The sequence below is a fragment of the Chryseobacterium sp. YR221 genome (assembly GCF_900176315.1).
GTDB classification, from domain to species: Bacteria; Bacteroidota; Bacteroidia; order Flavobacteriales; family Weeksellaceae; genus Chryseobacterium; species Chryseobacterium rhizosphaerae.
Genome location: NZ_FWXM01000006.1, coordinates 190161 through 215231, shown reverse-complemented (window position 1 = coordinate 215231; position 25071 = coordinate 190161). Strand labels below are relative to the sequence as shown.

Sequence of the window (25071 nt, the reverse complement as noted above, 5' to 3'; positions counted from 1 at the left end):
CCGCCTAAAAAAATAAGCGGTTTATATATGTTGTTTTGCTTTGATATTACTTTTTCAGAATTAAGGTGAAAAAGCAATGACAATCAATTAATGATGATGTCCGTGATCGTGAATGAAAGGTCCGTTACCTTTAGGTTGGTTGTAAAGAACCTCTACACCTTCCTGCTCATAAATATTCTTTCTTCTGATATCTTCAGGATCGAAAGCCTTTACTTTTCCAAAGTATTCTTTCAAACCTTCCGTAAGCCACATTGGAATGACTAATCCGAAGAACATAAAAATACACCAGAACCCTACTAAGAACATAGTAATAAAGAATACAGTCCATAGGAACTGGTAGAACGGCCAAAATGCTGATAAAATAGTTATCATTCTCTTTAGATTTTAGGCAAAAATAGAGCTTTTTTCTTTTTTACACAAAAGATATAGGCTCTATTTTATAATTTATTTTAATTTTAAACTAACTAGTGGGCAAGATTTGCGAAGAAATCGTTTCCTTTATCATCCGTAATAATGAATGCAGGGAAGTCTTTTACTTCAATTTTTCTTACAGCTTCCATTCCTAATTCCGGGAAATCCACAACATCTACAGATACAATATTATCCTTTGCAAGGATAGCTGCAGGCCCTCCGATAGATCCAAGATAGAATCCTCCGTATTTATTACATGCATCTGCAACATCTTTACTTCTGTTTCCTTTAGCCAGCATGATCATACTTCCGCCATGGCTTTGAAACTCGTCAACATACACATCCATTCTTCCTGCGGTAGTAGGTCCGAAACTTCCTGATGCCATTCCTTCCGGAGTCTTTGCAGGTCCTGCATAGTAAATCGGGTGGTTTTTGAAATACTCTGGCATGGGTTTACCACTATCTATCAGTTCTTTAATCTTAGCATGAGCGATATCTCTTGCTACGATAAGGGTGCCATTTAATTTTAGTCTTGTTTTGATTGGATATTTTGAAAGATCAGCTAAAATATCCTGCATAGGCTTATTCAAATCAACTTCCACCGCTTCTTCCAAATGGGGAGGGGTAGCTGGTAAAAATCTCTTTGGATCCTGTTCCAATTGCTCAAGGAAAATCCCTTCTTTTGTAATTTTTCCTTTGATATTTCTATCTGCAGAACAAGAAACTCCCATTCCTACCGGACATGAAGCTGCGTGTCTTGGAAGTCTGATCACTCTTACATCATGGGTAAGATATTTTCCACCAAACTGAGCTCCAATAGCACTTTCCTGACATATTTTCTGAACTTTAGCCTCCCATTCAAGATCTCTGAACGCCTGTCCGGCTTCATTTCCTTCCGTCGGAAGATGATCATAATACTTAGCCGAAGCTTTCTTTACAGCAGCAAGGTTCGCTTCTGCAGAAGTTCCTCCAATGACTAAAGCAAGGTGATACGGAGGGCAGGCTGCCGTTCCAAGATCTGAAATTTTCTCTTTGATAAACTCTTCAAGAGATTTTTCGTTCAGTAAAGATTTTGTTTTTTGGTACAGGAATGTTTTATTGGCAGAACCTCCTCCTTTTGTTAAAAACAAGAACTCATAGTAATCTCCTTTTTTAGCATAAATATCAATCTGTGCCGGAAGGTTGGATCCTGAATTTTTCTCATCAAACATAGTTAAAGGAACCACCTGAGAATATCTTAAGTTTCTTTTTTGGTAGGTATTGAAAATTCCTCGGCTTAAAAATTCACCGTCGTCTACTCCTGTGTATACATTTTCTCCTTTTTTACCCATTACAATTGCTGTTCCTGTATCCTGACAAGAAGGAAGAGCTCCTTCTGCAGCTACTGCAGCGTTCTGTAGCAGGTTATAAGCAACAAATCGGTCATTGTCCGTAGCTTCAGGATCATCAATAATTCTTCTAAGACTCTCTAAGTGAGAAGAACGTAACATAAAAGAAACGTCAGCCATAGCTTCCTCAGCAAGTAATTCCAACCCTTTAGGATCTACAGTTAAGATTTCCCTGTCTCCTAATTTTTCAACTTTTACATAATCTGATGTAAGCTTTTTATACACCGTATCATCTTTCTGAATTGGATACGGATCCTGATATCTAAATTCCATTCAATTTTTTGTTTGCACAAAAATACGGCTACCGTAAAAAAATATGAGTAAAATCAGTCATTAAAATTGATATTTATAATGATTATAAATTGCGAAATTCTAGTGTTATCAGTAACTTTATAAAAATTTCAATCACAATGAATTACAGAATAGAAAAAGACACCATGGGCGAAGTGCAGGTACCTGCAGACAAATTTTGGGGAGCACAGACAGAGCGTTCCAGAAATAATTTTAAAATAGGTCCTGAGGGTTCAATGCCCCACGAAATCATTGAAGCATTTGCCTATTTGAAAAAAGCAGCAGCGTACGCCAACAGCGATTTGGGAGTTCTTGCTGCTGAAAAAAGGGATATGATTGCTAAGGTCTGTGATGAAATTCTGGAAGGAAAACTTAATGATCAGTTCCCACTGGTTATTTGGCAAACCGGGTCGGGAACTCAGTCAAACATGAATGTCAACGAAGTTGTTTCCAACAGGGCGCATGTCAATAATGGGGGGACTTTAGGAGAGAAATCTGAAATTCACCCAAACGATGATGTCAATAAATCTCAATCATCCAATGATACTTATCCTACAGCGATGCATATTGCTGCTTATAAAAAAGTAGTAGAGATAACGATACCTGCTGTAGAAAAATTAAAAAATACATTATCTGAAAAATCCAAAGCATTCAAGGATGTTGTAAAAATCGGAAGAACCCACCTGATGGATGCTACTCCACTTACCCTTGGACAGGAATTTTCAGGATATGTCGCTCAGCTGGAATTTGGCTTAAGAGCTTTAAAAAATACACTTCCTCACCTTTCTGAACTTGCACTTGGTGGAACGGCAGTAGGAACCGGGTTAAATACTCCAAACGGCTATGATGTAAAAGTAGCTGAGCATATTGCAAAATTCACCAACCTGCCTTTTATTACTGCAGAAAATAAATTTGAAGCTCTTGCTGCTCATGATGCCATTGTTGAAAGTCATGGTGCTTTAAAACAGCTTGCCGTATCTTTATTCAAAATTGCACAGGACATCAGGTTATTGGCCTCAGGACCAAGATCAGGAATTGGTGAAATTCACATTCCAGAAAATGAACCTGGATCGTCTATCATGCCGGGGAAAGTAAACCCGACTCAAAATGAGGCGTTAACTATGGTTTGTGCTCAGGTTTTAGGAAATGATACCACCATTTCTTTTGCCGGAACTCAGGGAAATTATGAGCTTAATGTTTTTAAACCTGTTATGGCTTACAATTTCTTACAATCTGCCCAGTTGATTGCCGATGCATGTATTTCATTTAATGATCACTGTGCAGTTGGAATTGAGCCTAATCACGAGAGAATTAAAGAGCTTGTTGACAAGTCTTTAATGCTTGTGACAGCTCTCAATACTCATATTGGTTATGAAAATGCAGCTAAAATTGCAAAAACAGCCCATAAGAATGGGACCACGTTAAAAGAAGAAGCTGTAAATCTGGGGCTTTTAACTGCCGAACAGTTTGATGAATGGGTAAAACCTGAAGACATGGTAGGAAGCCTGAAATAGGATTGCAAACACAATATATCAGTAAAAGCCTTGGGATTCCCAGGGCTTTTTTAATGATGCAAAATACTGAATAACAATTTTTTATTAAATTCAAATTTGCGTATTATTTTTTCATAAATTAGTGATATAATTTCAAAACAAAAGCCATGAAAAACCTAAAGAAATTAAAGAGACAAAGCTTAAAGGAAGTATTAGGCGGAAATTCAGCATCAAACTGCCAAGGGAAATTTAAATATCCTGCTTATTATAATGGATATTCGGCATGTTGCGTTGCACAAACAGACTATCCATGTTCCCAGACTGTCATGTGCCAACTTCCTATCGGAATGTGTGATTGAGATTGTCATTTGATATCATCTCTGTAAGTAATTGATAAAAGGGCTGCCTCCGTAAAGAAGCAGCCTTTTTTCTTATATTATCCTGAAAATTCGTCAAGCATATTTCTGGTTGGAACAAAGAAGAGCGTACCCGTTACTGCCGTACTGAAGTCTAAAATCCGGTCATAATTTCCCGGAGGATCTCCAATAAACATATGGGTCAACATCTTTTTCGTAGTGGTAAAAGTACTTGCATAAGAAATGAAATAGGTTCCAAATTCATTTTTAGAAGGGTTTCCGAAAGGCATATTATCTCTTACAATCTTAAGTTCTTCACCATTCTCTCCTTCTACATTCGCTAAAGCAATATGTGAGTTTGAAGGTTTTACTTCATCAGACATTTCAATATCATTTTCCTTTGATCTGCCGATTACCTTCTCCTGGTCTTCTGTAGAAAGACTTTTCCAGGCATCCATATTATGAAGATATTTCTGAACAAAAAGATAGCTTCCTCCCTGATATTGAGAATCTTCATTTCCAATTTTCGCAAAATAATCACGGTCTTCTCCGTGTGGGTTTTCTGTTCCGTCTACAAAACCAAGAATAGACCTTGCATCCCAATATTTAAATCCATGAATTTCCAGAATACTTTCTGCTACGGAACTTAATAGTTTTGAGATTTCAATACCCATATCGAATATAACACTTTGATTGTCTGCTCTTAAATGAAAATGCAAATCTCCGGGAGTAGAAACAGCAGTATGCTTTATCCCTTTTATCTCTTCAAAATTCGCAAGTTCCTTGGGCATAGGAGTAGGAAGACTTAGCTTTTTCCATGCTTCAAAGCCAATTCCCATCACACAGCTTGCTCTGCTGCCCGGGAATCTGTTGAAAACAGAATTATTAAGATTTAAAACCAAAGCACATAGCTCCTGGAAAACATCTTTCAGCTGTGGAACATCATTAAGCCTCCACACCATGAATATGGTATTCGTGTTAGGGTAATCCGTAACATTTTGCGATTCTAAACTCATGTTTATTTTTTTGAATTAAGGTACGTAACAGAATGGTAATCTACAAGCCTGTTAGCATTTTTTAACCGATCAATTCTTTAGCCTGTGCTAAAGCAGCTTCTGTAATTTTACTTCCTGAAAGTAATTGTGCTATTTCGGTTAGCTTCTGATCATCGGTTAAAGGAATAATTGTAGATTGGGTTCTTCCTGAAATATCCTGTTTTACCACTTTATAATTATCGTTCCCTTTTGCAGCGACCTGTGCCAAATGAGAGATAACGATCAACTGCATATCTTTAGACATCTCTCTCATAAGGTTTCCGATTTCTTCAGCCACTTTCCCTGAAACTCCGGTATCTATTTCGTCCAGAATAAGAGTGGGAAGATCATCACTTTCAGCAATAATTTTCTTTACGGCCAGCATAACCCTCGATCTTTCTCCACCGGAAATAGCCGTTTGAATAGGCCGTAACGGGAATCCCGAGTTCGCCTGAAATAAAAGCTGAATATTTTCTTTTCCGAAAGCATTAAATTCAGGAATATCAAGGAGCTCTATATCTACTTTTGCTTTTTCAAGACCCAGTTTTTTAAGAAGAGTTTCTGCTTTTTTTACAAAAACAGGAACATTCTTTTTTCTGTTTTTTGAAAGTTTCTCAGAAAGAGTTTGAAGTATTTTTTCTTTATTAGAAATATTTTCTTCTGTTTCAATAATTTGTGCTTCCAATTCTGAAGCGCCTTTCTGATCTCCTGCCAGTTCATTCCTCACTTCTATCAGCTCATTTACACCTGAGACATTATGCTTTAAGAGTAAGGCATTTATTTTATTATTAAGCTCCGTGAGAAGTAATAAGTTCTCCGGGTTAATTTCTACTTTTTCAGATTCATTTTCAAGCTCGGAAATAATATCTTTTATTTCTACAAAAGAAGTTTCCAGTCGCTGATCCAACTCAGCAAAGCTGGTTGAAATCTCGGAAATCCTGGAGAGTTTATTCTTCGCTTCATTAAAGAAAGATAAAATTCCGATTTCTTCCTGGTGGAATCTCGATAGGATCTGACCCAGATTTTCAGAAATCATTCCTGCATTTTCCTGAATAGCGAGCTGATTCTGCATCTCTTCGTAATCTACTTCATCCAGCTTCAGTTCTTCCAGTTCATTAAGCAGAAAGTCTTTATAATCACTTTCTTTATTAGTCTCGGAAAGCTGTGTCTGAAGTTTTTTAAGCTGAAGTTTCAAGCTCTGGAAATCAGAAAATACCTGTTGGTATTCTTCAATGATCTGCTTATTTTCAGAAAGTCCGTCAATTATTTTAAACTGATATTCTGAAGTAAAAAGATTGGAAGTTTCAAACTGGGAATGAATATCGATCAGCTGTGATGAAAATTCTTTAAGCACATCCAGGGTTACCGGAACATCATTAATGAATGCCCGTGATTTTCCCGAAGGCAGAATTTCTCTTCTGATAATAGTCTGAAGCTCATAATCAAGGTCGTTTTCTATAAAGAATTTTTTAAACTGATTATTCAGTGCAAATTCAGTTTCTACGACACTTTTTTCTTCTGCATTCGAAACCGATTTTATATCTGCCCTTTCTCCAAGAATAAGTCTCAGAGCTCCCAGAATAATAGATTTACCTGCTCCCGTTTCACCGGTGATTACCTGCAAACCGTTTTTCAATGACACTTCAAGGGTATCAATCAGGGCAAAGTTTTTAATATAAATTCTCGAAAGCATGGATGAAGGGCTGGTTACTTTAAGTAGTGCAAATATAGAATTTTAGAGTTCAGTATTCAATAGCTGAATGTTTGAATTCTTTTATTTCCACTTATTCCATTTATTATCAATATTTTTTGGAGAAAGAACAATCATGGTCTGTTTCAGATCATTAATATTGACAGGCCCATTATTCCCTGAATTAAAAATATTGAAGATCTCGTCACTTTTATTATCCATAAAGGTATTGAAGAAGTATGACTGCTGGAATGAGTTTTCATACATTTTCAGCTGCATCAGGGCATCAAAAATCACTTTTTTTGCTCCTCCCTGGTCTTGGTTAAAGAGATTGTCCAATCCCGCTCTGTGATAGGTATAAATGACAGAACGCAATTGGCTCCAGTTAGGATTCAAAATTTCATTAACCAGTATCGTACGGCTTCTTGGTTCATTTACCGTATTCCATCCCTCATAATTTCTGTTCTGTGAATTCTGGGCAATCTGCTGGGCTTTTGAAAACCATTGCGAGCCACCCATAGACTGGAAGCTGTCGGCATCATACCCTAAGATCAGATAGATATAAAAACTGATTACATCGGTAAGGTTCTTTCCGGAAAACTGTCTTTCATTAAATATAAGATTTTCATTTTCAATATATTCGAATGCAAATCTTTGATCCTGAAGGTTTAATAACGGAGATTCATAATTTGAGCTATAAACAGGGCGTACAGCCTGTACTACTATAGCACCTTTAAATCTGTTATCCGTTCTTTCAGAAATAACAATAGAGAAACCACATTTTATTTTTTCAAAATTCTGTAGTTTTTTCCCTGTCCAGCTGGTATTATTAATAAAGTCTTTGAGACTTTTTTCCAAAGCCTTATAAGCTTGCTGGTTACTTCCTCCCAATTGTTGGGAGTTTACCTGTACGGTTGCCAGCAATTCCTGGGAAAAGCTAATGCTGTATATAAAAAGCAGAAAAAATAAGCTTATAATTTTTTTCATTGTCTATTAAAAATTGAGAACGGAAATTTATTAAAATTATTTTAAAAGCTGAGCTTCCACAAAGTTGAGAATATCTTTGGCGACTTCATCTTTTGATTTAAGGTTAAATTCTGTCTTTTCCGTTTTGGTAAATATTTTAATTTTATTGGTATCGTTTTTAAAGCCTGCACCTTCATCGCGCAGAGAATTTAAAACAATCATATCAAGGTTTTTCTTTTCAAGCTTTCCTTTGGCATTCTCTTCTTCATTCTGTGTTTCGAGGGCAAATCCTACCAAGAACTGATGGGTTTTCTTTTCGCCCATCGTTTTTAAGATATCGGGATTCTTCACCAGCTCAATCGTTAGATTTTCATCATTCTTCTTGATCTTTTCTTTAGCCACTTCTTTTGGAGCATAATCTGCTACAGCAGCACTGGCAATTCCGATATCTATTGTATCATAAAACTCAAATACTTTGGCCAGCATTTCTTTAGCAGAAGTGACTTTGTGAAGTTCAACATTTTTATCATGAATCACCTGAGCACTAGGTCCTGAAATTAAAATTACTTTCGCTCCCCTCTTTGAAGCTTCTTCAGCTAAAGAGAAACCCATTTTTCCTGAAGAATGATTTCCTATAAATCTCACCGGGTCGATCGCCTCATATGTGGGACCAGCAGTAATCAATACTGTTTTTCCTTCAAGACTTTTTCCGTTAGTTTCAGTCTTAAAATAATTTTCAACTGCATTAAAAATGGTTTCAGGCTCCGCCATTCTTCCCTGTCCGATAAGTCCACTCGCCAATTCTCCGTTTTCTGCAGGAATTATTGTATGTCCGAAGCTTTCCGCAAGCTCTATATTTTTCTTTGTAGACGGATGGACATACATATCCAAATCCATCGCAGGAGCAATAAATACAGGGCATTTTGCAGACATATACGTGGCAATAACCAGATTATCGCACATCCCATGAATCATTTTAGATAGGGTATTGGCTGTACAGGGCGTTACAAGCATTACATCTGCCCAAAGTGCCAATTCTACATGACTGTTCCAGCTTCCGTTATCTCCATAAAAGTCTGAGTAAACAGGCTTTTTCGATAATGTAGACAAGCTTAATTTCGTTACAAAATGTTCAGCATCGGGAGTCATAATAACCTGTACTTCGGCACCTTTCTTTACAAAATCCCTTATCAGAAAATGAATTTTGTAAGCCGCAATCCCTCCGGAAACTGCGATAAGTATCTTTTTACCGGACACACTCATTTAGTTCTAATTTTTTTTGAAACACTAAAATACTTATTTTTTCCCACAATCAGGGTTTAAAACAACAAAGGTCATAAAAGAACCGAGTTCCTTTATGACCTTTGTCTATAAAAATACAGATGATTATTTTCTTTCTTCTGTTTTTCTGAAATAAATATCTTCATTTAACCATTCTTCAATAGCGATTGAAGTTGGCTTCGGAAGTTTTTCGTAGTGTTTAGAGATTTCAATCTGCTCTCTGTTTTCGAAAACTTCTTCTAATGTAGAATTGTGAACAGCAAATTCATCTAATTTATTGTGAAGTTCCGTACGGATCTCCGCATTGATTTGCTCTGCTCTCTTTCCCATGATAACAATAGCTTCGTAGATTGAACCTACTTTATCTTCAATCTTATCTTTGTCGTAAGTAATAGTATTTACTTCGGCTTTTGTATCTTTTACACTCATTTTGAGAAAATTATTTTATTTATAAGGTGGCAAATTTACGAATTATCTTTTAATTTTGAAAGTCGCCGCTGGAGGAGGGGTATTAAGTGCCGCACTATCCCTCTGGATCTGCATTGCTTTCTTTTCATTACTGATCTGATCCTTGATTTGTTGATCTGTTTTATTCTTTTCAGCCAGTTTTGCTTCCTCTTTTTTCTGTTTTGCGTTCAAAGTGGCAATTCTAGCTTCCACCTGTTTTTTAACAACAACGAAATCTTTCTTTTCTTTTTCCAATTTCCCACGCAGATCTATTGCCGTTTTAGAATATTCCGTATTAGGCAATTCTTTTTCTACCACCTTCGTGTAAGCTAATGCACTTTCAATACGCTCATCTTTAAGTTCATAAACAGACTTTGCAGCTAATTCATAACGAGATTTCATGATATAATCATAAATTTTCGGACGAAGTTTTGTACTCGGAAAATCTTCCAACACATTTTCAAGTGCTACATACGCTGCTTTGTACTGGCCCATTTTGAAATACTGTCTTGCATTTTCATAGGCTTTAAACTCTAATTTATAAGTCAGCTCATCAATAAGCTGGCTGATATTTTTAGATCTTTCAGAATTTGGATAATTGGTAAGGAAATCCTGAAGTTCATTAATTGCTAATTCTGTACTGGACTGGTCAAGGTTATAATCCATTGATCCTTCATAGTAGCATAATGCAGACATATAAGCCGCTTCTTCTGCTCTGGGATCTTTTGGAAAGTTGACCGCAAAATTTTTAAATTGGTGCCCTGCCAGTTTATAACTTTTATCGTAATAATTTGCATAGGCTGTATTGAAACCTACGTTGGGAAAATCATCTGTTCCTGCTACCAGATTGGTAAGTCTGTCATAAAGAGCCAGTGCGTTTTTCCACTTTTTCTTAGCAAAGTTGTCATTCGCTGCTTTTAAGATAAAATCTTTATCAGCACTCTTCATTGCTTTTTCCTGACGGCTTGCACATGAAGCAACCACTGCTACAGCAAACAGCCCTAAAATATATTTTTTCATATAAAAAATTCAACAGTTTTCGGATTAGACAGCCGATTTACTAATTTGCAAAAATATAACTTTTTTGTCAATAGATTTTTTTTTATGAATATTTAACGTAATTTTAGTCTGCAGCGTATCCCAAAATTGCAAAAACACTCAATAAAAGATTCATTCTCACTTTCTTTTCAGCTTCTTTCGCATAGGTTTCCTCATTTTTACTTGGGACATACAGTTCATAGAAGTTTTTATTTCGGATCACAAATAATGTGGACCCTATAATCATGGTAAGAATATCTTCAGGTTTCGGGGTAAAAGTAAAAACTCCCGATGCTACTCCTTTTTTTATGACTTCATCCAGTTTTCTTACAAACAGCTGGTAGAAGTCTAGCAACTCATCTTTCAGGTTTTCCGTATGACGAAGTTCCTGCGTAACAAAGCCATGAAAATAATTGTATTTGAAAAGCTGCGATACAATGTATTTGATCATTTCTCTCATCTGCATTTCCGGTTTTCCTTCTTTGATTGTATCTGCAAATTCTGAAAAATTCTCTCTGGTTTTCAGCACTCTATATTGGTAGAGATAAGACATCATCTTTTCTTTAGAACCAAAATAATAGGAAATCATTGCTACGTTGATATTTGCTTTTGAGCAGATATCTCTTACAGAAGTTCCCTCGTATCCTTTTTTTGCTATTAATTCTTCAGCAATGTCTAAAATGTGAATCTGTTTTTCTGTAAATTTTTTCTTCATGAAGTGCACTTTGAGTAAAGTTAAGAAATTTTTAACACATTTGTAAACGTTTGTTTAATAATTTTATATTAATTCTAAATAATAGTATTTTTGAGGATGGAATTTTTTGATTTTCATCATCATAAAAAAAACACCGGATATGGAATTTACAATGTAAATATTGGAGAAGTTCCATCAGATTCCCTTTATTCAATAGGAATTCACCCTAAAGACATTGACGTTAACAATATTGAAGAACAGCTCAGCTGGGTAAGAAATACAATATCGCAAAACTGCTTTGCTATTGGAGAGTGTGGTTTAGATTCTTTGGTGGCGATTCATCAGAAAATTCAGGAGGATGTCTTTTGGGAGCAGATCAAAATAGCCAATGAGGTAAAAAAACCCGTCATTATTCATTGTGTCAGAAAATTTTACGAAGTCATTTATTTTAAAAAAAAGGCTGAACAAGCTATGATTATCCATGGTTTTAACAAAAAACAAAAAATTGCAGACGACCTGCTGGCTCATAATTTTTACCTGAGTTTTGGAAAAGCTGTTTTGTATAATTTATCTTTGCAGAATGTTTTAAAGAACACACCATCAGACAAATTCTTTTTAGAAACAGACAATGAAGATTTTGGTATTGAAGAATTATATCTGAAAGTATCACAAATAAAGGGAATTTCTTTGGAACAGCTCAATGAACAAATTTTAGAAAATTTACACACTATAAAAAATGGATAAATACTGGCTCGAGAGAACTGAGCTTTTAGTTAAAGATGAAGGATTGGAAAAGCTGACTAAAGCAAATGTCCTGGTTGTAGGGCTGGGAGGAGTTGGCTCTTTTGCTGCAGAATTTCTTGCAAGAGCGGGAGTAGGAAGCATGACGATTGTAGACGGCGACACCGTAGACATCACAAACATCAACAGACAGCTTCCGGCTTTGCATTCTACCATTGGAAAACATAAGGTAGAAGTAGTTGCAGAAAGACTCCTGGACATCAATCCCGAGATAAAATTAATTAAAATCAATGAGTTTCTGAATCCTGAAAGAATGGATGAAGTGCTTGATTCAGGTAAGTTTAATTATATCCTGGACTGTATTGACAGTGTGACCCCTAAATTATGCCTTATCCGGGCCGCTAAAAGAAAAAAAATAAAACTTGTAAGCTCTATGGGAGCCGGTGGAAAGACCGATCCCAGCAAGGTTATGGTAAGAGATATCAGTAAAACACAAAACTGTTTCCTGGCCAGACAAATAAGAAAGAGGCTTAAAAAAGAAAAAATTAATAAAGGATTTAGATGTGTTTTTTCCAACGAACTTCAAAATGAGGAAAGCCTTAAGATGACCGATGGAGCTAATTACAAAAGATCTTTCTATGGCACTATAAGCTATATTCCGGCAATTTTCGGTCTGTATGCAGCCTCTGAAGTCATCAATTATTTATTGAAACAAGATTAATGCAAAATTTCACCTATCCCAGAGCTGAAAAACTCAAAAAAAATATAGAGATCGCTTTACTTTTCGAAAAAGGTAAATGGAGAACCTGTGGAAATCTAAGAATAATCATCTTAAAAGATAAGCCTAATCTCCCGGTAGAAAGCGTCAAGTTCGGGGTTTCTGTTTCTAAAAGATATTTTAAAAAAGCGGTTCACAGAAACCGTTTGAAAAGACTTCTGAGAGAATGTTACCGTCTGAACAAAGGGTTATTTGAGACCGCATTCGGAGACAAAACCCTTGCTATGCTATTTTGGGTTTCCTCGGAAATGCCTCAAAAATATCAGGATGTAGAGTCCCAGTTTATCAAGCTCTGCGAAGCACAAAAAAAGCCATAACGGCAATATATACCATACCGATATCTGCTTATTCAATAAAATTTGTAAATGCTATTTTGGCATTCAGATTTATAGGGTAAGCAGATTTCTGTTTTGATCATCTTCTTTTTTGAAACCATATTTGAGATACCCTCACTTACCTATCTTTATGAATTTAAGTTTTCATTAAGTGGGATACTTTTTGTAATTTTAAGGGAAACAATAAATCTGAAAATTAATATGTTAGACCATATTCCCTATTTTTCTTACATTCTCAGTGCTTTTATCGGTATTGGATTGGCTGCAGCCACAGGATTCCGAGTCTTTCTTCCCATGTTTTTTGTAAGCCTGGCTTCTTACTTCCATTGGATTCCTATGAGTGAAAATTTTGAATGGCTCTCCGGTCTGCCGGCACTCATTACCACCGGCATTGCTACTATAGCGGAGATTCTGGCCTATTATATTCCTTTTATAGATCATTTGCTGGATACGGTTTCTGTTCCAATGGCTGCCGTAGCCGGATCTGTATTATTTGCCAGTCAGTTTGCAGGCCTGGAAACATTTCCCCAGTGGGCATTAGCTCTTATTGCAGGAGGAGGAACAGCCGCAACGATAAGTTCCGGTTTCGCAGGGATACGTGCTGCCTCTACAGCAACAACCGGAGGTCTGGGAAATCCCATCGTGGGAACTACTGAGACTGCAGGAGCGGGTGTGATGTCTATCCTGGCAATGGCCATGCCGGTCGTAGCAGCTATTTTAGCCGTCTTACTTATTATTCTGGTAGTTGTCTTCGGACGGAAAGCCTGGAAGAAGTTACGGGGCCGTAAAGAGCCTCATGATACCTTATAAAAAATGTGCTGTCTCCCGGACAGCACATTTTTTTAGTTTTTACTTCTAAAATCTTTTATTTCTTTGATTTTAGATTCAAAATATCCTTTTTTATCCGGATTTTTCTTAATTAATATCTCGAATGCTTTTATCGCTTTTGTATATAGCTTTTGTTCAAAATAAAGGTTAGCCAATGTTTCTGTCATCAAATGGGAGATATCATCATTCTTCTCTTTAACAACATAAGAACTTTCTTCTTTTAACTGACTGATTTTAGGATTGTTTTCAATAAAGTTATCAATAACTTTTATCTTCTTTTCAGGTTTTTCTTTTTCAACCTCTTCCGGTCTGTCGATTTTCAGCCAGCTTTGCCATGTATTGATAAAACCGGGAACATTGCTGTCTACAACAGGCTGAACCGTTTTCTGTACCGGAACTTCCTGCACTGTTTCTTCTTTCATTGAATCTTCATTAGCTTCTCTCCTTCCTTCCGAAACCCTCAAACTTGAAATATCAGTCCCGAAGAATGACACATTCATCACCGGAGCTTCTTCTTTTGCCACCTTTGTATGAGCGCTATCTTCAGCATTTTCAGGGGCATCATCTTCCGGCAGTTCGGGAGCTTCTTCTAGAATCTGTACAACCTCTGTATCAGACGATTCCATTATATTTTCAGATTCTTCAACAGCTGTGATACTCTCACTTTTTCCCTCTGTCTCTGCCGCTGTTTCAGGAGTTTCATCCTGTAATGACGCTTCTATTTTAGGTTCGGAAACTTTTCCAGGTTTAGCAATTAAGGAATCCGGCATATTGGTTTCAAGGCTCATCGGCTTCCATCCAGACTGGATTTCCGGAACGGCTTCTTCTTCCTGTACAACTTCTATAGTATCTGGTACTTCTACAGGTTCAGAAATTTCCTCTTTTTCTTCTACCGGAGCTGTCTGTGAAGGCTCCTCTTTAGCAGGTTCTTCTTTTTCTGTAGACCAGAAATGGAAATTTTGAGTTTCTGCAAAACTTATTTCATGATCAGCAACGACTTCCGGTTCCTCTTTTTCTTCCTGGGGAACAACTTTAGCCTCTTTCATTTTTTTCTCAACCTCTTCAATCAGACGTCTCATTTCGTCTTCATGCTTGTTTACATTAGGTTGTGAAATTTCCGTGTTTTCTATTGTTTCGTCTTCATTTACCTGAATTTTGACATCCGGCATAAATGAATCTGTCCCATGGAAACTAATTTCGGCCTCAGGTTCATCAGCAATTTCTTCTTTATCAGAAACGGCATTGGCTTCTTCTACATTTTCCTCTACCTCCTCATGCTCCTGAACGGTTTCTTCCTCAATGGTAAGTTCCGGTGCTATGGCTTCTACTTCGTGGAAGCTTACTTCCTCTTCTTTCTCAACCTCCTCTTCTTCAGGTTCTGAAGAAATTTCATCTTCATTAATAATGGTTTCAGGCGTGAAAATTTCTCCTGTATTTTCTTCTTTTTCCTCCTCTTTTATATCTTCCGATACCGTTTGAAGTACGGGTTTCTGAGTAACCAACGTACCTGATTCTAGGGTAGATTCAAGATCAATCTTTTCCGTATGCTCTTCATCAAGAAAATTCTCTTCTCCTTCAAAAAGAATTCTGTTACGTTCACCGTTAACATAAATAGGCTCAATACTTTGTGAGGTTTCCAGGATACATGAAACACCTTCTTCCTGCTTCATTTCTTTTTCAGAAGACTCTTCTCTTTTGATAGGAAAGACTTTTTCTTTATTAAAAGAATATCGAACAGATTTCTGAGCGTTTTCAGAAGCCTGTTTTTCTTCTGTAATTTCAGGTTTAGGACTTTGCTGAATCACTCCATTGATCAGCTGATAAAGAATTTTTTTATCTGTAGTGTACGCTGCTGTTAAGGAAAGCTCCTTCTGATAACTTTCTTTATCATAAAGATGTACCCCATATAAGTGGAGCGCCCTAATATTTTGAATATAGGGAAAAGCGTGAATCTCTTCTTTCAAAAGATGAAGATCTTCTGACTGAATATTTTTCGGATTTTTTATTAATTCTAAAACTCTTGGATTCATCTTACCAATTCGCTACAATGTCGTTAAATATCTTATTAATTATTCTTTCTGTAACAATTTTCACCTGAGATGCTTCGATCTCACTTTGTGATAAATTGCTATTAAAAGCAGCTTCATCTGTGTAGGTTCTGTCAAAACTGGAATCAGGATGTACTTTATTTTCATAATGTACTTTCACTGTGATTACAAGTCTGTTTTGAGCCTGTTGTATCACTCCACCAGAAGGATTTGTCTGGGTATTGGAACTAATGGTAGTAGGAGAAATACTGTAATCTGAAATTTCCCCTTCTATCAGAATATCAGGATTTTCTTTAGTCCCTTTCAATGTTGTTCTCTGCAGAAATCTATTTTGAATATCGGTAGAAAACTGTTGGGACAATGTAGGGTTTACAAGAGCCGCATTATTTGGAAACTCATTGATCTGAACGGTCTTTTCATCTGTCAGGGATGATCCTGTAAAGCTGTAGCATGAGTTTAGAACTCCCAGCAAAACGAAAAGTACCCCAACTAATATTGGTCTCTTCAGACTAATATTTTTAATCTTAATATTCATCTTTTATTTTATTTCATAGAATCCAATTCCTTTATACAGGATTAGTCTTCCAGATTATACTGTTTTATTTTTCTATACAAAGTTCTCTGTGAAATTCCCAATTCATCTGCCGCCCTGTTTCTACGTCCCTTATGCTTTTCCAACGCTTTAACAATCAGATCTTTTTCATTATTCTGAAGAGAAAGGGATTCCGGTTTATTTTCCTCCACTTCAATGTCTTCAATATCTTCATAGCTGTCATCCTGCGTTGAGATAATGGTTGGGTTCTGAACAGTCTGGGTATCATTATTATTCTCAAAATATAATAAAGATCCCTGGCTTACCTGCGGCTGGCTTTCCGGAGTATAGATTCTATTGATCAGGTTTTTCTCCTGATTACTCAAGTCACCTGCTCCTCTGTTCTTTATCAATTCCGAAGTTAGGGATTTTAAATCATTGATATCATTTCGCATATCAAAGAGAATTTTGTACATAATCTCCCTCTCACTTCCAAAATCATTTTGCTTGGGTGTATTTTGATTATTGACCACCATCGGAAGATGCGTTTCCATTGGGATGTATTCTGCAAGCTTCTCGGCTGTGATATTTCTATTCCTCTCTACCACAGTCATCTGCTCCACAAGATTTCTTAACTGACGGATATTTCCCGGGAAAGAATAATTTTCAATATAATGAACGGCACTAGGTTCCAATTCAAGTTCCGGCATTCTGTACTTCTCGGCAAAATCTATTGCAAATTTTCTGAATAACAAATGAATATCTCCCTTTCGTTCTCTTAAAGGAGGCATATCTATCTGAACGGTATTCAAACGGTAATATAAGTCCTCACGGAATCTTCCGTCATGAATAGCCTTCATCATATTAACGTTGGTAGCGGCTACAATCCTTACGTTGGTCTTCTGAACCTGTGAAGAACCTACTTTCATAAATTCACCACTTTCCAGTACCCTTAAAAGACGAACCTGTGTTTGTAGGGGAAGCTCTCCTACCTCATCCAAAAATATAGTCCCGCCATCAGCTACTTCAAAATATCCTTTTCTTGTGGCGGTAGCCCCTGTAAAAGCTCCTTTCTCATGTCCGAATAATTCAGAGTCTATAGTTCCTTCAGGAATAGCTCCACAGTTAACTACAATATAAGGTTGATGCTTTCGTCTCGATTCTGAATGGATGATTTTTGGAATAAATTCTTTTCCCACTCCACTTTCTCCAATCACCAAAACGGAAATATCCGTAGGTGCTACCTGGATAGACTTTTCTAAAGCCCGGTTAAGTGCCGGAAAATTTCCGATAATTCCAAAGCGGTTTTTTATGTTTTGTAACTCGTTGCTCATAAGTAAATGTTTGATTATTGATTTAATATAATCTACAGCTCTTCAATCTGCTTTCTGTAGATCTTGTTAAAATGATGAGTGTAGACATCTTTCATGGTCTTTCCTTCATCGTACGTTTGCAATGCCAACGTTTTTAAATCCAAATAATCTTTGTTTCTTATTTTCGAAACTTTACTTTTAAAGTATATATTCTCAGCAAAGTCGTATTCTTTGCTTTGTTGTTCAAAATTTTCCAGGGCTTTATCATACTTCCCCAGCTCAAAATAGGTTACGCCCAGCTGGTAATGATCAAACATTCCCTTTACATACCCTCTGGTGGCCAGCTGTCTTTCGATAATTCCTGCAGCCTTTTCTTTCTGTCCTAAAGCACTGTAAGACATAGCTTTTACTATGCTCAGGTTATAATCTCCGTTTTGAGATCTCCCCAAATCTTCAGGATAATATTTTTTTAGTGTTTCTAAATCCAGAATAGCACCACTATAGTCTCTTAAAAACTGAAATTTGCACCAGCCTCTATATCCTAAATGCATTTTAGGGTCCAGGGCAACCGCCTTGTCAATTAACCCCTTCCATGTTACAAAATCTCCATTTTTAAGATATGGAACTGCCTTCTCCATATAGGCATTGGCAAAATCCGGGCACAACTCAATAGCTTTATCAAAGCCTTCCTGAGATGCTCTGTACCCTTGAAAATCGGAAGCCAGATTGTATAACTCACAAGCTTTTTTACAGTCCTCTCCCTCTATTGCGTTACAGTTAACCTGTGCAATAGTATTGGTATACACTATAAGTAACAAAAAGCTAAGGTAATACCTCTGAAACTTTTCCATTTTCAATTTTATAGGTTAAATACTGATAATAGTCTACTTTAGAACCATTGATTTCCTTTGGAATCCATCCATCTAATGATTGGGTAAACTGTAACAGCTTATTTTCCAATTCTACATCCAAGACTGTGTCTTTCAGATCCGGGCTCATATGCTGTAACCTGAACAGTCCTGTCTTTCCTTCACAATTTACTAAAAATCTGACGGTAATAAAACCGTTACTCTTATTTTCAGAATAAATATTTTCTTTTTTCAGTTTTTCTACAATGGCAATCTTTTCTCCTTTGTAATCAAACCCTTTTGCACCGTGATAATACTGAAAGCTGAAGGGTTTATCTTTTCCGGCTCCGCATTTTTTAAAATTTGCGGCATCTAATTTCCTGTCAAACTCAATATCTCCAACCGTATTGGGATATTTACTCACCTTTTTCTCTGTCTGACACGATATCAGAATACAGGAAAACAAGGCTAGAAAACAGATTGCTTTTATCAAAAACTTCAAATTACTCAACCATTCTCCCTAAAAGTGTGCCTTGCGTATTGTCATAAACAAAAACATCCACAATGTCTCCTATTTTCTGTCCTTCAAGTTGGTCAAAAACACAAACGGCATTCTGGGAATTTCTACCCTTCCATTGGTTTTTGTTTTTCTTAGAGATTCCTTCAATCAGAATCTGATGTACTTTTCCTACATAAGATATCATTCTTTTTCTGGAAAGCTCTCCCTGTAGTGCAATAACCTCAGCTAAACGTCTTTGCTTTACATCTGCCGGAATATTGTCTTCCATCTTCTTGTGAGCAGGAGTTCCCGGTCTTTCTGAATAAGCAAACATATATCCGTAGTCATATTCTACTTCTTTCATAAGACTTAAGGTATCCTGATGATCTTCTTCCGTTTCATCACAGAAACCAACAATCATATCCTGTGAAAATGAAACATCCGGAACAATTTCCTTAGCCTTTCTGATCAGCTCTAAATACTCCTCACGGGTATGCTGTCTGTTCATAGCCTTAAGCATATTGTTACTTCCGCTTTGTACCGGAAGGTGTACATACCTGCAGATATTCTCGTGTTTAGCCATCATGTGGAATACATCCAAACTCATATCCTGAGGATTCGAAGTAGAGAATCTGATTCTCATTTCAGGTACCGCTTTCGCTACCAAATCAAGTAATTGCCCAAAGTTAATAGCTGTAGCTTTCTGCATCTCAGAAGCTTTAGCAAAATCTTTTTTAGGACCTCCTCCATACCATAAGTAAGAGTCTACATTTTGGCCGAGAAGGGTAATTTCTTTATACCCATTATTGCTAAGTTCTTTACATTCTTCGATAATAGAATGTGGATCACGGCTTCTTTCTCTTCCTCTTGTGAACGGAACCACGCAGAATGTACACATATTATCACAACCTCTGGTAATCGTTACATAAGCGGTTACACCGTTCCCACCCAAACGGACAGGATTAATATCGGCATAGGTTTCTTCTTTGGAGAGTATGACATTGATGGCATCTCTACCATCATCGGTTTCTTTTAAAAGGTTAGGGAGATCTCTATAAGCATCAGGTCCCACAACAAGATCAACCAGCTGCTCTTCTTCCAAAAATTTGGTTTTTAGCCTCTCAGCCATACATCCAAGAACTCCTACCGTCATATTCGGTCTTTCTTTCTTAAGATTTTTGAACTGAGAAAGACGCATTCTTACAGTCTGTTCTGCTTTTTCACGAATAGAACATGTATTGAGAAGAATAAGATCCGCTTCTTCCACCTTCATTGTTGTATTGTATCCCTGCTCATTAAGAATAGAAGCAACAATCTCAGAATCAGAAAAATTCATCTGACACCCGTAGCTTTCTAAAAATAATTTTTTAGAATTTTCAGGTTTTTCAGCCACTGCAAAAGCTTCCCCTTGCTTTGTTTCGTCTATATATTTTTCTTGCACAATAATCAATTTAAGGTTCGGAATTTAAATTTCAGGGCATAGATCCTGAAAACTTAAATCACAAACAGATAAGTTTGCAAAGATACAAAATATTGTGACAGAATGTCAGGAGATTCTGCTGAAGTATTATACCCTTTTTAAAACTTAGTTTTAAGAAATAAAAGTATAATCAAATCATTAAATTTCAAATATTTACACGGGTTCTTTTTAAAAACATACCAAGAACTTATTTTCTAATCTCCATGGTCAAAATGATCTGATGTAAAATTGATTTTAATTATTTTTTTTGAAACCACCGGTATTCCATCTTTAATCGCCGGCTTCCATTTCTTTTTTACTCTTTTGATGGCAAACTGCATATCATCAATAAACATTTCGCTATTTTTTACTTTGGGCAAGACATCAAGATTTTCAACTTTCCCATTCGTGTTCACATCAAAAACAAAAACGAACTGTCCGTTCACAGCATACTTCTTTAAATCGATATAAGCATGAATCATTTTTAAAAACTCCTGAGTAAAAGCAGCATCTCCGCCTGGAAATTCAGCATTCTGCGAACTGGTTACACTTCCATTCTGTGGTTTTGATTCTTGGGAATACCCCAAAAAGCTGAAAAGAAGGAAGAGGATTATAATATATTTTTTCATATTTATATATCTACAGATAAAGAAGTCAGGCTCATTCTCAATTTCATTTCAGATTTTACAGGCTGACCATTGCAGGTTGCAGGCATCCAGCTTTTCTTTATCCTCCTCACCACATACTGCATATCATCAAAGAAAACTTCACTATGAAGTACTTTAGGAGCTCCCGCAATGTCAATCACTTTTCCAGCTTCATCAATCGTTAAGGTAAATGTAAAATCTCCTGTCAGGGTGTAGAAATCAGAATTCAGATAGGTATACATATACTTTCTCAGTATCTCTTTGTATGCAGCTGCTCCTCCTTCATAAGCAGCAGGTTTAAAATCATTGCATTTAACAGCAACCTGCATAAAAGGCTCCTTAATATCTATTTTCAAAATATTTTTGTTGTTCTCTGTGATAAAAGAATCATCTCTGTCTTCAAGATCCTGGGCAAATGAAAAATTGGCAACACAAAGTGCAAGAAATAAAAATATCGTCTTCATTTTCTATATATAATAATAAACAAAGGTAAATATTTACATTCCTTATAAAAAAGAAAAACTTCACACAATCAGTATGAAGTTTTATGTTGATGTTAAGAAATCACAATGTAATTTCAGTTTACAGCAATCCTTTAATATGCTTATAATTAGATTTTACCGTTTCAAAAGCTTCTTCCATTTTTCCACCCAGCATCAACTGAGCCATTGATTTTGTCATGCCTATGACCTGATCAAATTCAATTTTAGGAGGCAGGGCCAGTGCATTAGGATTGGTGAATATATTCAGAAGGTAGGGACCGTTATACTCTAAACATTCCTTAATTGCATTTTCCACCTCTTCAGGATCATGAACATTTTTCCCCGGATATCCCATTGCCTGGGCCACCATAGCAAAATCAGGGTTAATCATATCGGTCTCATTATCCGGCATTCCTCCTACTTCCATTTCCAGCTTTACCATTCCCAATGTTCTGTTATTAAAAACAATCAGCTTTATGGGAAGTTTATACTGAAAAATGGTTGCCATATCTCCTAAGAGCATTGATAATCCGCCATCTCCACACATGGCAATCACCTGTCTTTCCGGATGAGCTAAAGAAGCTCCAATAGCCATTGGCATTGCATTGGCCATCGATCCATGATTAAAAGAACCGAGCATTTTCCGTTCGCCAGTTCCTGTAATAAATCTTGCTCCCCAGACGCAACACATTCCGGTATCTACTGTGAAAATAGCATCCTTTTTGGCAAGCTGATCCAGGGTATATGCCACATATTCCGGCTGAATAGCATCTTTTTTTCCAAAATCTTTAACATATGTGAGCTGATTCTCTTTTACTTTTTCATAGAATGCCAGCTGTTCATTGAGAAAATGATCATCTGTTTTTTCCTTCAGCATGGGAAGAAGGGCTTTAATTGTTTCTTTCACATCTCCCGTCAGCCCCAATTCCAGCTTAGCTCTTCTTCCCAGTCTTTCAGGACTTTCATCAATCTGTATGATTTTATTTTTGACCGGCATAAACTTTTGGTACGGAAAATCTGTTCCCAGAAGTATAACGAGATCTGCTTCATGCATCGCATGGTAAGCCGACGGATATCCCAATAGTCCGGTAAGCCCTACTTCATTGGGATTATTTGGCTGAATGGCCATTTTCCCACGGAATGAATATCCCACCGGGGCTTTTAATAATTTTGATAATTCCACCACTTCTGCGTTGGCTGCACCCGCTCCTATTCCACAGTATAGGACAACTTTTTTATTTTCATTCACCAGTTCTGCCAGGTGTTTCAGCTCATCATCTGAAGGCCTGATCACAGGGTGGGTTTTAAATAACTGAGCGGAAGTAGCCGCTTCCTCTGCATCCAGCTCAGAAACATCTCCCGGAAGGCCGATCACTGCTACTCCTTTTTTAGAAATAGCATGTTGAATAGCAGTCTGGAGTATTCTTTGCACCTGCTCGGGTCTCGTAATCATCTGATTATAATGACTGCAGTCATCAAACAGCTTTATCGTATTCGTTTCCTGGAAATAGTCCATGCCCATTTCCTCACTGGGGATAGTGGAAGCAATAACCAACATCGGAACATGGGAACGGTGTGCCTCATACACCCCATTGATCAGGTGAACATGTCCCGGACCACAGCTTCCTGCACATACAGCAAGGCCATCCAGCTCAGCCTCAGCAGCGGCGGCATAAGCTCCCACTTCTTCATGTCTCACATGAATCCATTGAATACTGCTTTTTTTTACGGCTACATTCAAATGGTTGAGACTGTCTCCGGTTACTGCATAAATTCTTTTCACATTGGCATTTTCGAGCATTTCTACAATCTGCTCTGCTATATTTTTAGCCATAATTGATTAGGTTTGGTGTTTATATGTAAGGAAAATACAGCCTTGAAAAATCTGTATCCCTATCAAATTTAACTAATTAAAATGAAACCTTCCCGGGGTTTCAATGTTAAAAAAATGGTAATTTAATAATAAACCCATCCCTACAGAATGTAACTTCGCAACTAACCAAAAGATTTTTAAACCTGAATGACTACAGTCATGAAAATAAAAACGGCCATCCAAAGGACAGCCGTTGATGTATTATATATTTGATTTAGATAACTACTTCAATCTGATTTCTCAATAAATCTTCGAATTCATCTCTTTTACGGATCAGATGTGCTTTTCCATCAAGGAATAAAACCTCAGCAGGCTTTAATCTTGAATTGAAGTTTGAACTCATTTCAAAACCGTACGCTCCGGCATTATGGAAAGCAAGGATATCACCTTCTCTCACCTCGTTCAGTTTTCTGTCCCATGCAAAAGTATCTGTTTCGCAGATGTTCCCTACTACGGTATAAATTCTTTCTGCTCCTTTCGGATTAGACAAGTTTTCAATTAAATGATAAGAATCGTAGAACATTGGACGGATCAAATGGTTAAACCCAGAGTTTACTCCCACAAAAACAGTAGCAGTCGTCTGCTTGATTACATTAGCTTTCACTAAAAGATAACCGCTTTTTCCAACTAAAAATTTTCCCGGTTCGAACCAAAGCTCAAATTTTCTTCCTGTTGTTTTAGCAAAGTCGGCTAACACTTTTTCTACTTTTCTACCTAATGTTTTAACGTCAGTTTCTTCTTCGCTATCCTGATAAGGAATTTTGAAACCACTACCCATATCAAGATACTTCAGGTTCGGGAAATGTTCTGAAAGCTCGAGCATAATATCTAAAGCCTGAAGGAAAACTTCCGGATCTTTAATCTCACTTCCCGTATGCATGTGAAGACCTTCCACATTAACGTTTGTACTCTTCATCACTCTTTCGATGTGGCGAAGCTGGTGAATTGAAATCCCGAATTTACTGTCGATATGACCTGTTGAAATTTTATAGTTTCCTCCGGCAAAAATATGTGGATTAATTCTCACAAAAATAGGGTAAGAATTTCCATATTTATTCCCAAACTGTTCAAGAATAGAGATGTTATCAATGTTAATATGAACTCCAAAAGTCATTGCTTCTTCTATTTCCGCCAAGTCAACACAATTGGGAGTAAACAATATTTTTTCTTTCGTAAATCCTGCTTTTAATCCAAGTTTAACTTCATTAATAGATACACAATCCAAAGAAGCACCCAGCTTCTTGACATACTTAAGGATATTGATATTTGTCAATGCCTTCGCTGCATAGAAGAACTTAGTGTGTTTTAAAAAAGAAGATGTAAGTTTTTCGTATTGAATTTTGATGGATTCAGCATCGTAAACATACACTGGTGTACCAAACTCATTGGCAATCTTTAATAATTCTTTTGAATTCATAATTTCATTTTTAACATAAAAAAAGGCAGATTCTTCGAAAAAGAGTCCACCACATTAATTATTTTTTATGCAAGACAACTCTTTTAAATATTCCAAACCTTAGAGAACTTAATAGCTCCCTTTTTTCCAGTTTTTATTTGTTTAAAATTTTGCATTGCTTATTTCTATTTTTTGCAAAAATA

The 25071-nt window shown here is 36.7% G+C and carries 25 protein-coding genes; 6 read left to right on the top strand and 19 right to left on the bottom strand.

From position 1 onward, the window contains the following. Positions 1-87 precede the first annotated feature (87 nt). Both B8967_RS18070 and B8967_RS18065 read right to left on the bottom strand, forming a co-directional pair. Entirely contained in the window at positions 88-372 is a 285-nt protein-coding gene (locus B8967_RS18070; RefSeq protein WP_174772367.1) for a hypothetical protein, read from the bottom strand. 92 nt (positions 373-464) lie between these two features. Next, positions 465-2072 (bottom strand): fumarate hydratase, encoded by a 1608-nt coding sequence (locus tag B8967_RS18065; protein ID WP_047491865.1) that lies wholly within the window; start codon positions 2070-2072, stop codon positions 465-467. A gap of 137 nt (positions 2073-2209) precedes the next feature. Here B8967_RS18065 and fumC point away from each other — a divergent pair, with 137 nt between their 5' ends. Both fumC and B8967_RS22345 read left to right on the top strand, forming a co-directional pair. Next, the gene (fumC, locus tag B8967_RS18060) at positions 2210-3604 is read left to right on the top strand and encodes a class II fumarate hydratase (protein ID WP_084086975.1); all 1395 of its coding nucleotides are present in this window, start codon (positions 2210-2212) and stop codon (positions 3602-3604) included. Positions 3605-3750: 146 nt separating this feature from the next. Next, entirely contained in the window at positions 3751-3942 is a 192-nt protein-coding gene (locus B8967_RS22345) for a bacteriocin-like protein (RefSeq protein ID WP_123863272.1), read from the top strand. Positions 3943-4019: 77 nt separating this feature from the next. On the opposite strand, the gene B8967_RS18055 is transcribed toward B8967_RS22345, so the two are convergent. From B8967_RS18055 to B8967_RS18025, 7 genes are all read right to left on the bottom strand, one after another. Continuing rightward, the gene (locus tag B8967_RS18055) at positions 4020-4955 is read right to left on the bottom strand and encodes a Dyp-type peroxidase (protein ID WP_084086974.1); all 936 of its coding nucleotides are present in this window, start codon (positions 4953-4955) and stop codon (positions 4020-4022) included. A 61-nt stretch (positions 4956-5016) separates the two neighbouring features. Then, positions 5017-6666, bottom strand: coding sequence for a DNA repair protein RecN (locus B8967_RS18050; protein WP_084086972.1), 1650 nt, complete (start codon positions 6664-6666; stop codon positions 5017-5019). A gap of 81 nt (positions 6667-6747) precedes the next feature. After that, entirely contained in the window at positions 6748-7650 is a 903-nt protein-coding gene (locus tag B8967_RS18045) for a type IX secretion system protein PorD (RefSeq protein ID WP_047491877.1), read from the bottom strand. A 36-nt stretch (positions 7651-7686) separates the two neighbouring features. Next, complete coding sequence (coaBC, locus tag B8967_RS18040; protein ID WP_047491881.1) at positions 7687-8892, bottom strand: bifunctional phosphopantothenoylcysteine decarboxylase/phosphopantothenate--cysteine ligase CoaBC; 1206 nt, start codon at positions 8890-8892, stop codon at positions 7687-7689. Positions 8893-9015: 123 nt separating this feature from the next. Further along, complete coding sequence (locus B8967_RS18035) at positions 9016-9339, bottom strand: DNA-directed RNA polymerase subunit omega (RefSeq protein WP_027378789.1); 324 nt, start codon at positions 9337-9339, stop codon at positions 9016-9018. 42 nt (positions 9340-9381) lie between these two features. Beyond that, positions 9382-10377, bottom strand: coding sequence for an outer membrane protein assembly factor BamD (locus tag B8967_RS18030; RefSeq protein ID WP_084086970.1), 996 nt, complete (start codon positions 10375-10377; stop codon positions 9382-9384). Positions 10378-10480: 103 nt separating this feature from the next. Continuing rightward, the gene (locus tag B8967_RS18025; protein WP_047491889.1) at positions 10481-11110 is read right to left on the bottom strand and encodes a TetR/AcrR family transcriptional regulator; all 630 of its coding nucleotides are present in this window, start codon (positions 11108-11110) and stop codon (positions 10481-10483) included. 96 nt (positions 11111-11206) lie between these two features. On the opposite strand from B8967_RS18025, the gene B8967_RS18020 reads away from it, so the two are divergent. From B8967_RS18020 to B8967_RS18005, 4 genes are all read left to right on the top strand, one after another. Then, a complete protein-coding gene (locus tag B8967_RS18020; protein ID WP_084086968.1) occupies positions 11207-11833 on the top strand; it encodes a TatD family hydrolase in 627 nt (208 codons plus the stop codon). Beyond that, positions 11826-12551 carry a tRNA threonylcarbamoyladenosine dehydratase gene (locus B8967_RS18015; RefSeq protein ID WP_047491896.1) on the top strand — a complete coding sequence of 242 codons (726 nt, stop codon included), beginning with the start codon at positions 11826-11828 and terminating at the stop codon, positions 12549-12551. Before B8967_RS18020 ends, B8967_RS18015 begins: the two co-directional genes overlap by 8 nt. Next, complete coding sequence (gene rnpA / locus B8967_RS18010) at positions 12551-12925, top strand: ribonuclease P protein component (RefSeq protein WP_084086966.1); 375 nt, start codon at positions 12551-12553, stop codon at positions 12923-12925. The genes B8967_RS18015 and rnpA overlap by 1 nt, the downstream gene beginning before the upstream one ends. Positions 12926-13144: 219 nt before the next feature. Continuing rightward, positions 13145-13753, top strand: coding sequence for a DUF4126 domain-containing protein (locus B8967_RS18005; RefSeq protein WP_047491903.1), 609 nt, complete (start codon positions 13145-13147; stop codon positions 13751-13753). A gap of 32 nt (positions 13754-13785) precedes the next feature. Here B8967_RS18005 and B8967_RS18000 read toward each other — a convergent pair whose 3' ends face one another. From B8967_RS18000 to lysA, 10 genes are all read right to left on the bottom strand, one after another. Further along, positions 13786-15801, bottom strand: coding sequence for a hypothetical protein (locus B8967_RS18000; RefSeq protein ID WP_084086965.1), 2016 nt, complete (start codon positions 15799-15801; stop codon positions 13786-13788). Position 15802: 1 nt separating this feature from the next. After that, complete coding sequence (locus tag B8967_RS17995) at positions 15803-16354, bottom strand: LptE family protein (RefSeq protein ID WP_047491908.1); 552 nt, start codon at positions 16352-16354, stop codon at positions 15803-15805. Between the two features lie 41 nt (positions 16355-16395). Then, a complete protein-coding gene (locus B8967_RS17990; protein WP_047491911.1) occupies positions 16396-17685 on the bottom strand; it encodes a sigma-54 interaction domain-containing protein in 1290 nt (429 codons plus the stop codon). 32 nt (positions 17686-17717) lie between these two features. Further along, positions 17718-18515: a tetratricopeptide repeat protein gene (locus tag B8967_RS17985; protein ID WP_115916930.1), complete on the bottom strand. Its 798-nt coding sequence runs from the start codon at positions 18513-18515 to the stop codon at positions 17718-17720. Continuing rightward, the gene (locus B8967_RS17980) at positions 18487-18936 is read right to left on the bottom strand and encodes a hypothetical protein (RefSeq protein ID WP_084086963.1); all 450 of its coding nucleotides are present in this window, start codon (positions 18934-18936) and stop codon (positions 18487-18489) included. The genes B8967_RS17985 and B8967_RS17980 overlap by 29 nt, the downstream gene beginning before the upstream one ends. 79 nt (positions 18937-19015) lie before the next feature. Next, complete coding sequence (miaB, locus tag B8967_RS17975) at positions 19016-20452, bottom strand: tRNA (N6-isopentenyl adenosine(37)-C2)-methylthiotransferase MiaB (RefSeq protein ID WP_084087156.1); 1437 nt, start codon at positions 20450-20452, stop codon at positions 19016-19018. 233 nt (positions 20453-20685) lie between these two features. Further along, positions 20686-21099, bottom strand: a complete 414-nt coding sequence (locus B8967_RS17970) for an energy transducer TonB (RefSeq protein ID WP_084086962.1) — start codon at positions 21097-21099, stop codon at positions 20686-20688. A gap of 2 nt (positions 21100-21101) precedes the next feature. After that, positions 21102-21581, bottom strand: coding sequence for an energy transducer TonB (locus B8967_RS17965; RefSeq protein ID WP_084086961.1), 480 nt, complete (start codon positions 21579-21581; stop codon positions 21102-21104). Between the two features lie 118 nt (positions 21582-21699). Further along, positions 21700-23433 (bottom strand): thiamine pyrophosphate-dependent enzyme, encoded by a 1734-nt coding sequence (locus B8967_RS17960; RefSeq protein WP_084086960.1) that lies wholly within the window; start codon positions 23431-23433, stop codon positions 21700-21702. Positions 23434-23686: 253 nt separating this feature from the next. Further along, positions 23687-24889 (bottom strand): diaminopimelate decarboxylase, encoded by a 1203-nt coding sequence (lysA, locus tag B8967_RS17955; RefSeq protein ID WP_179140084.1) that lies wholly within the window; start codon positions 24887-24889, stop codon positions 23687-23689. Positions 24890-25071: the final 182 nt, after the last annotated feature.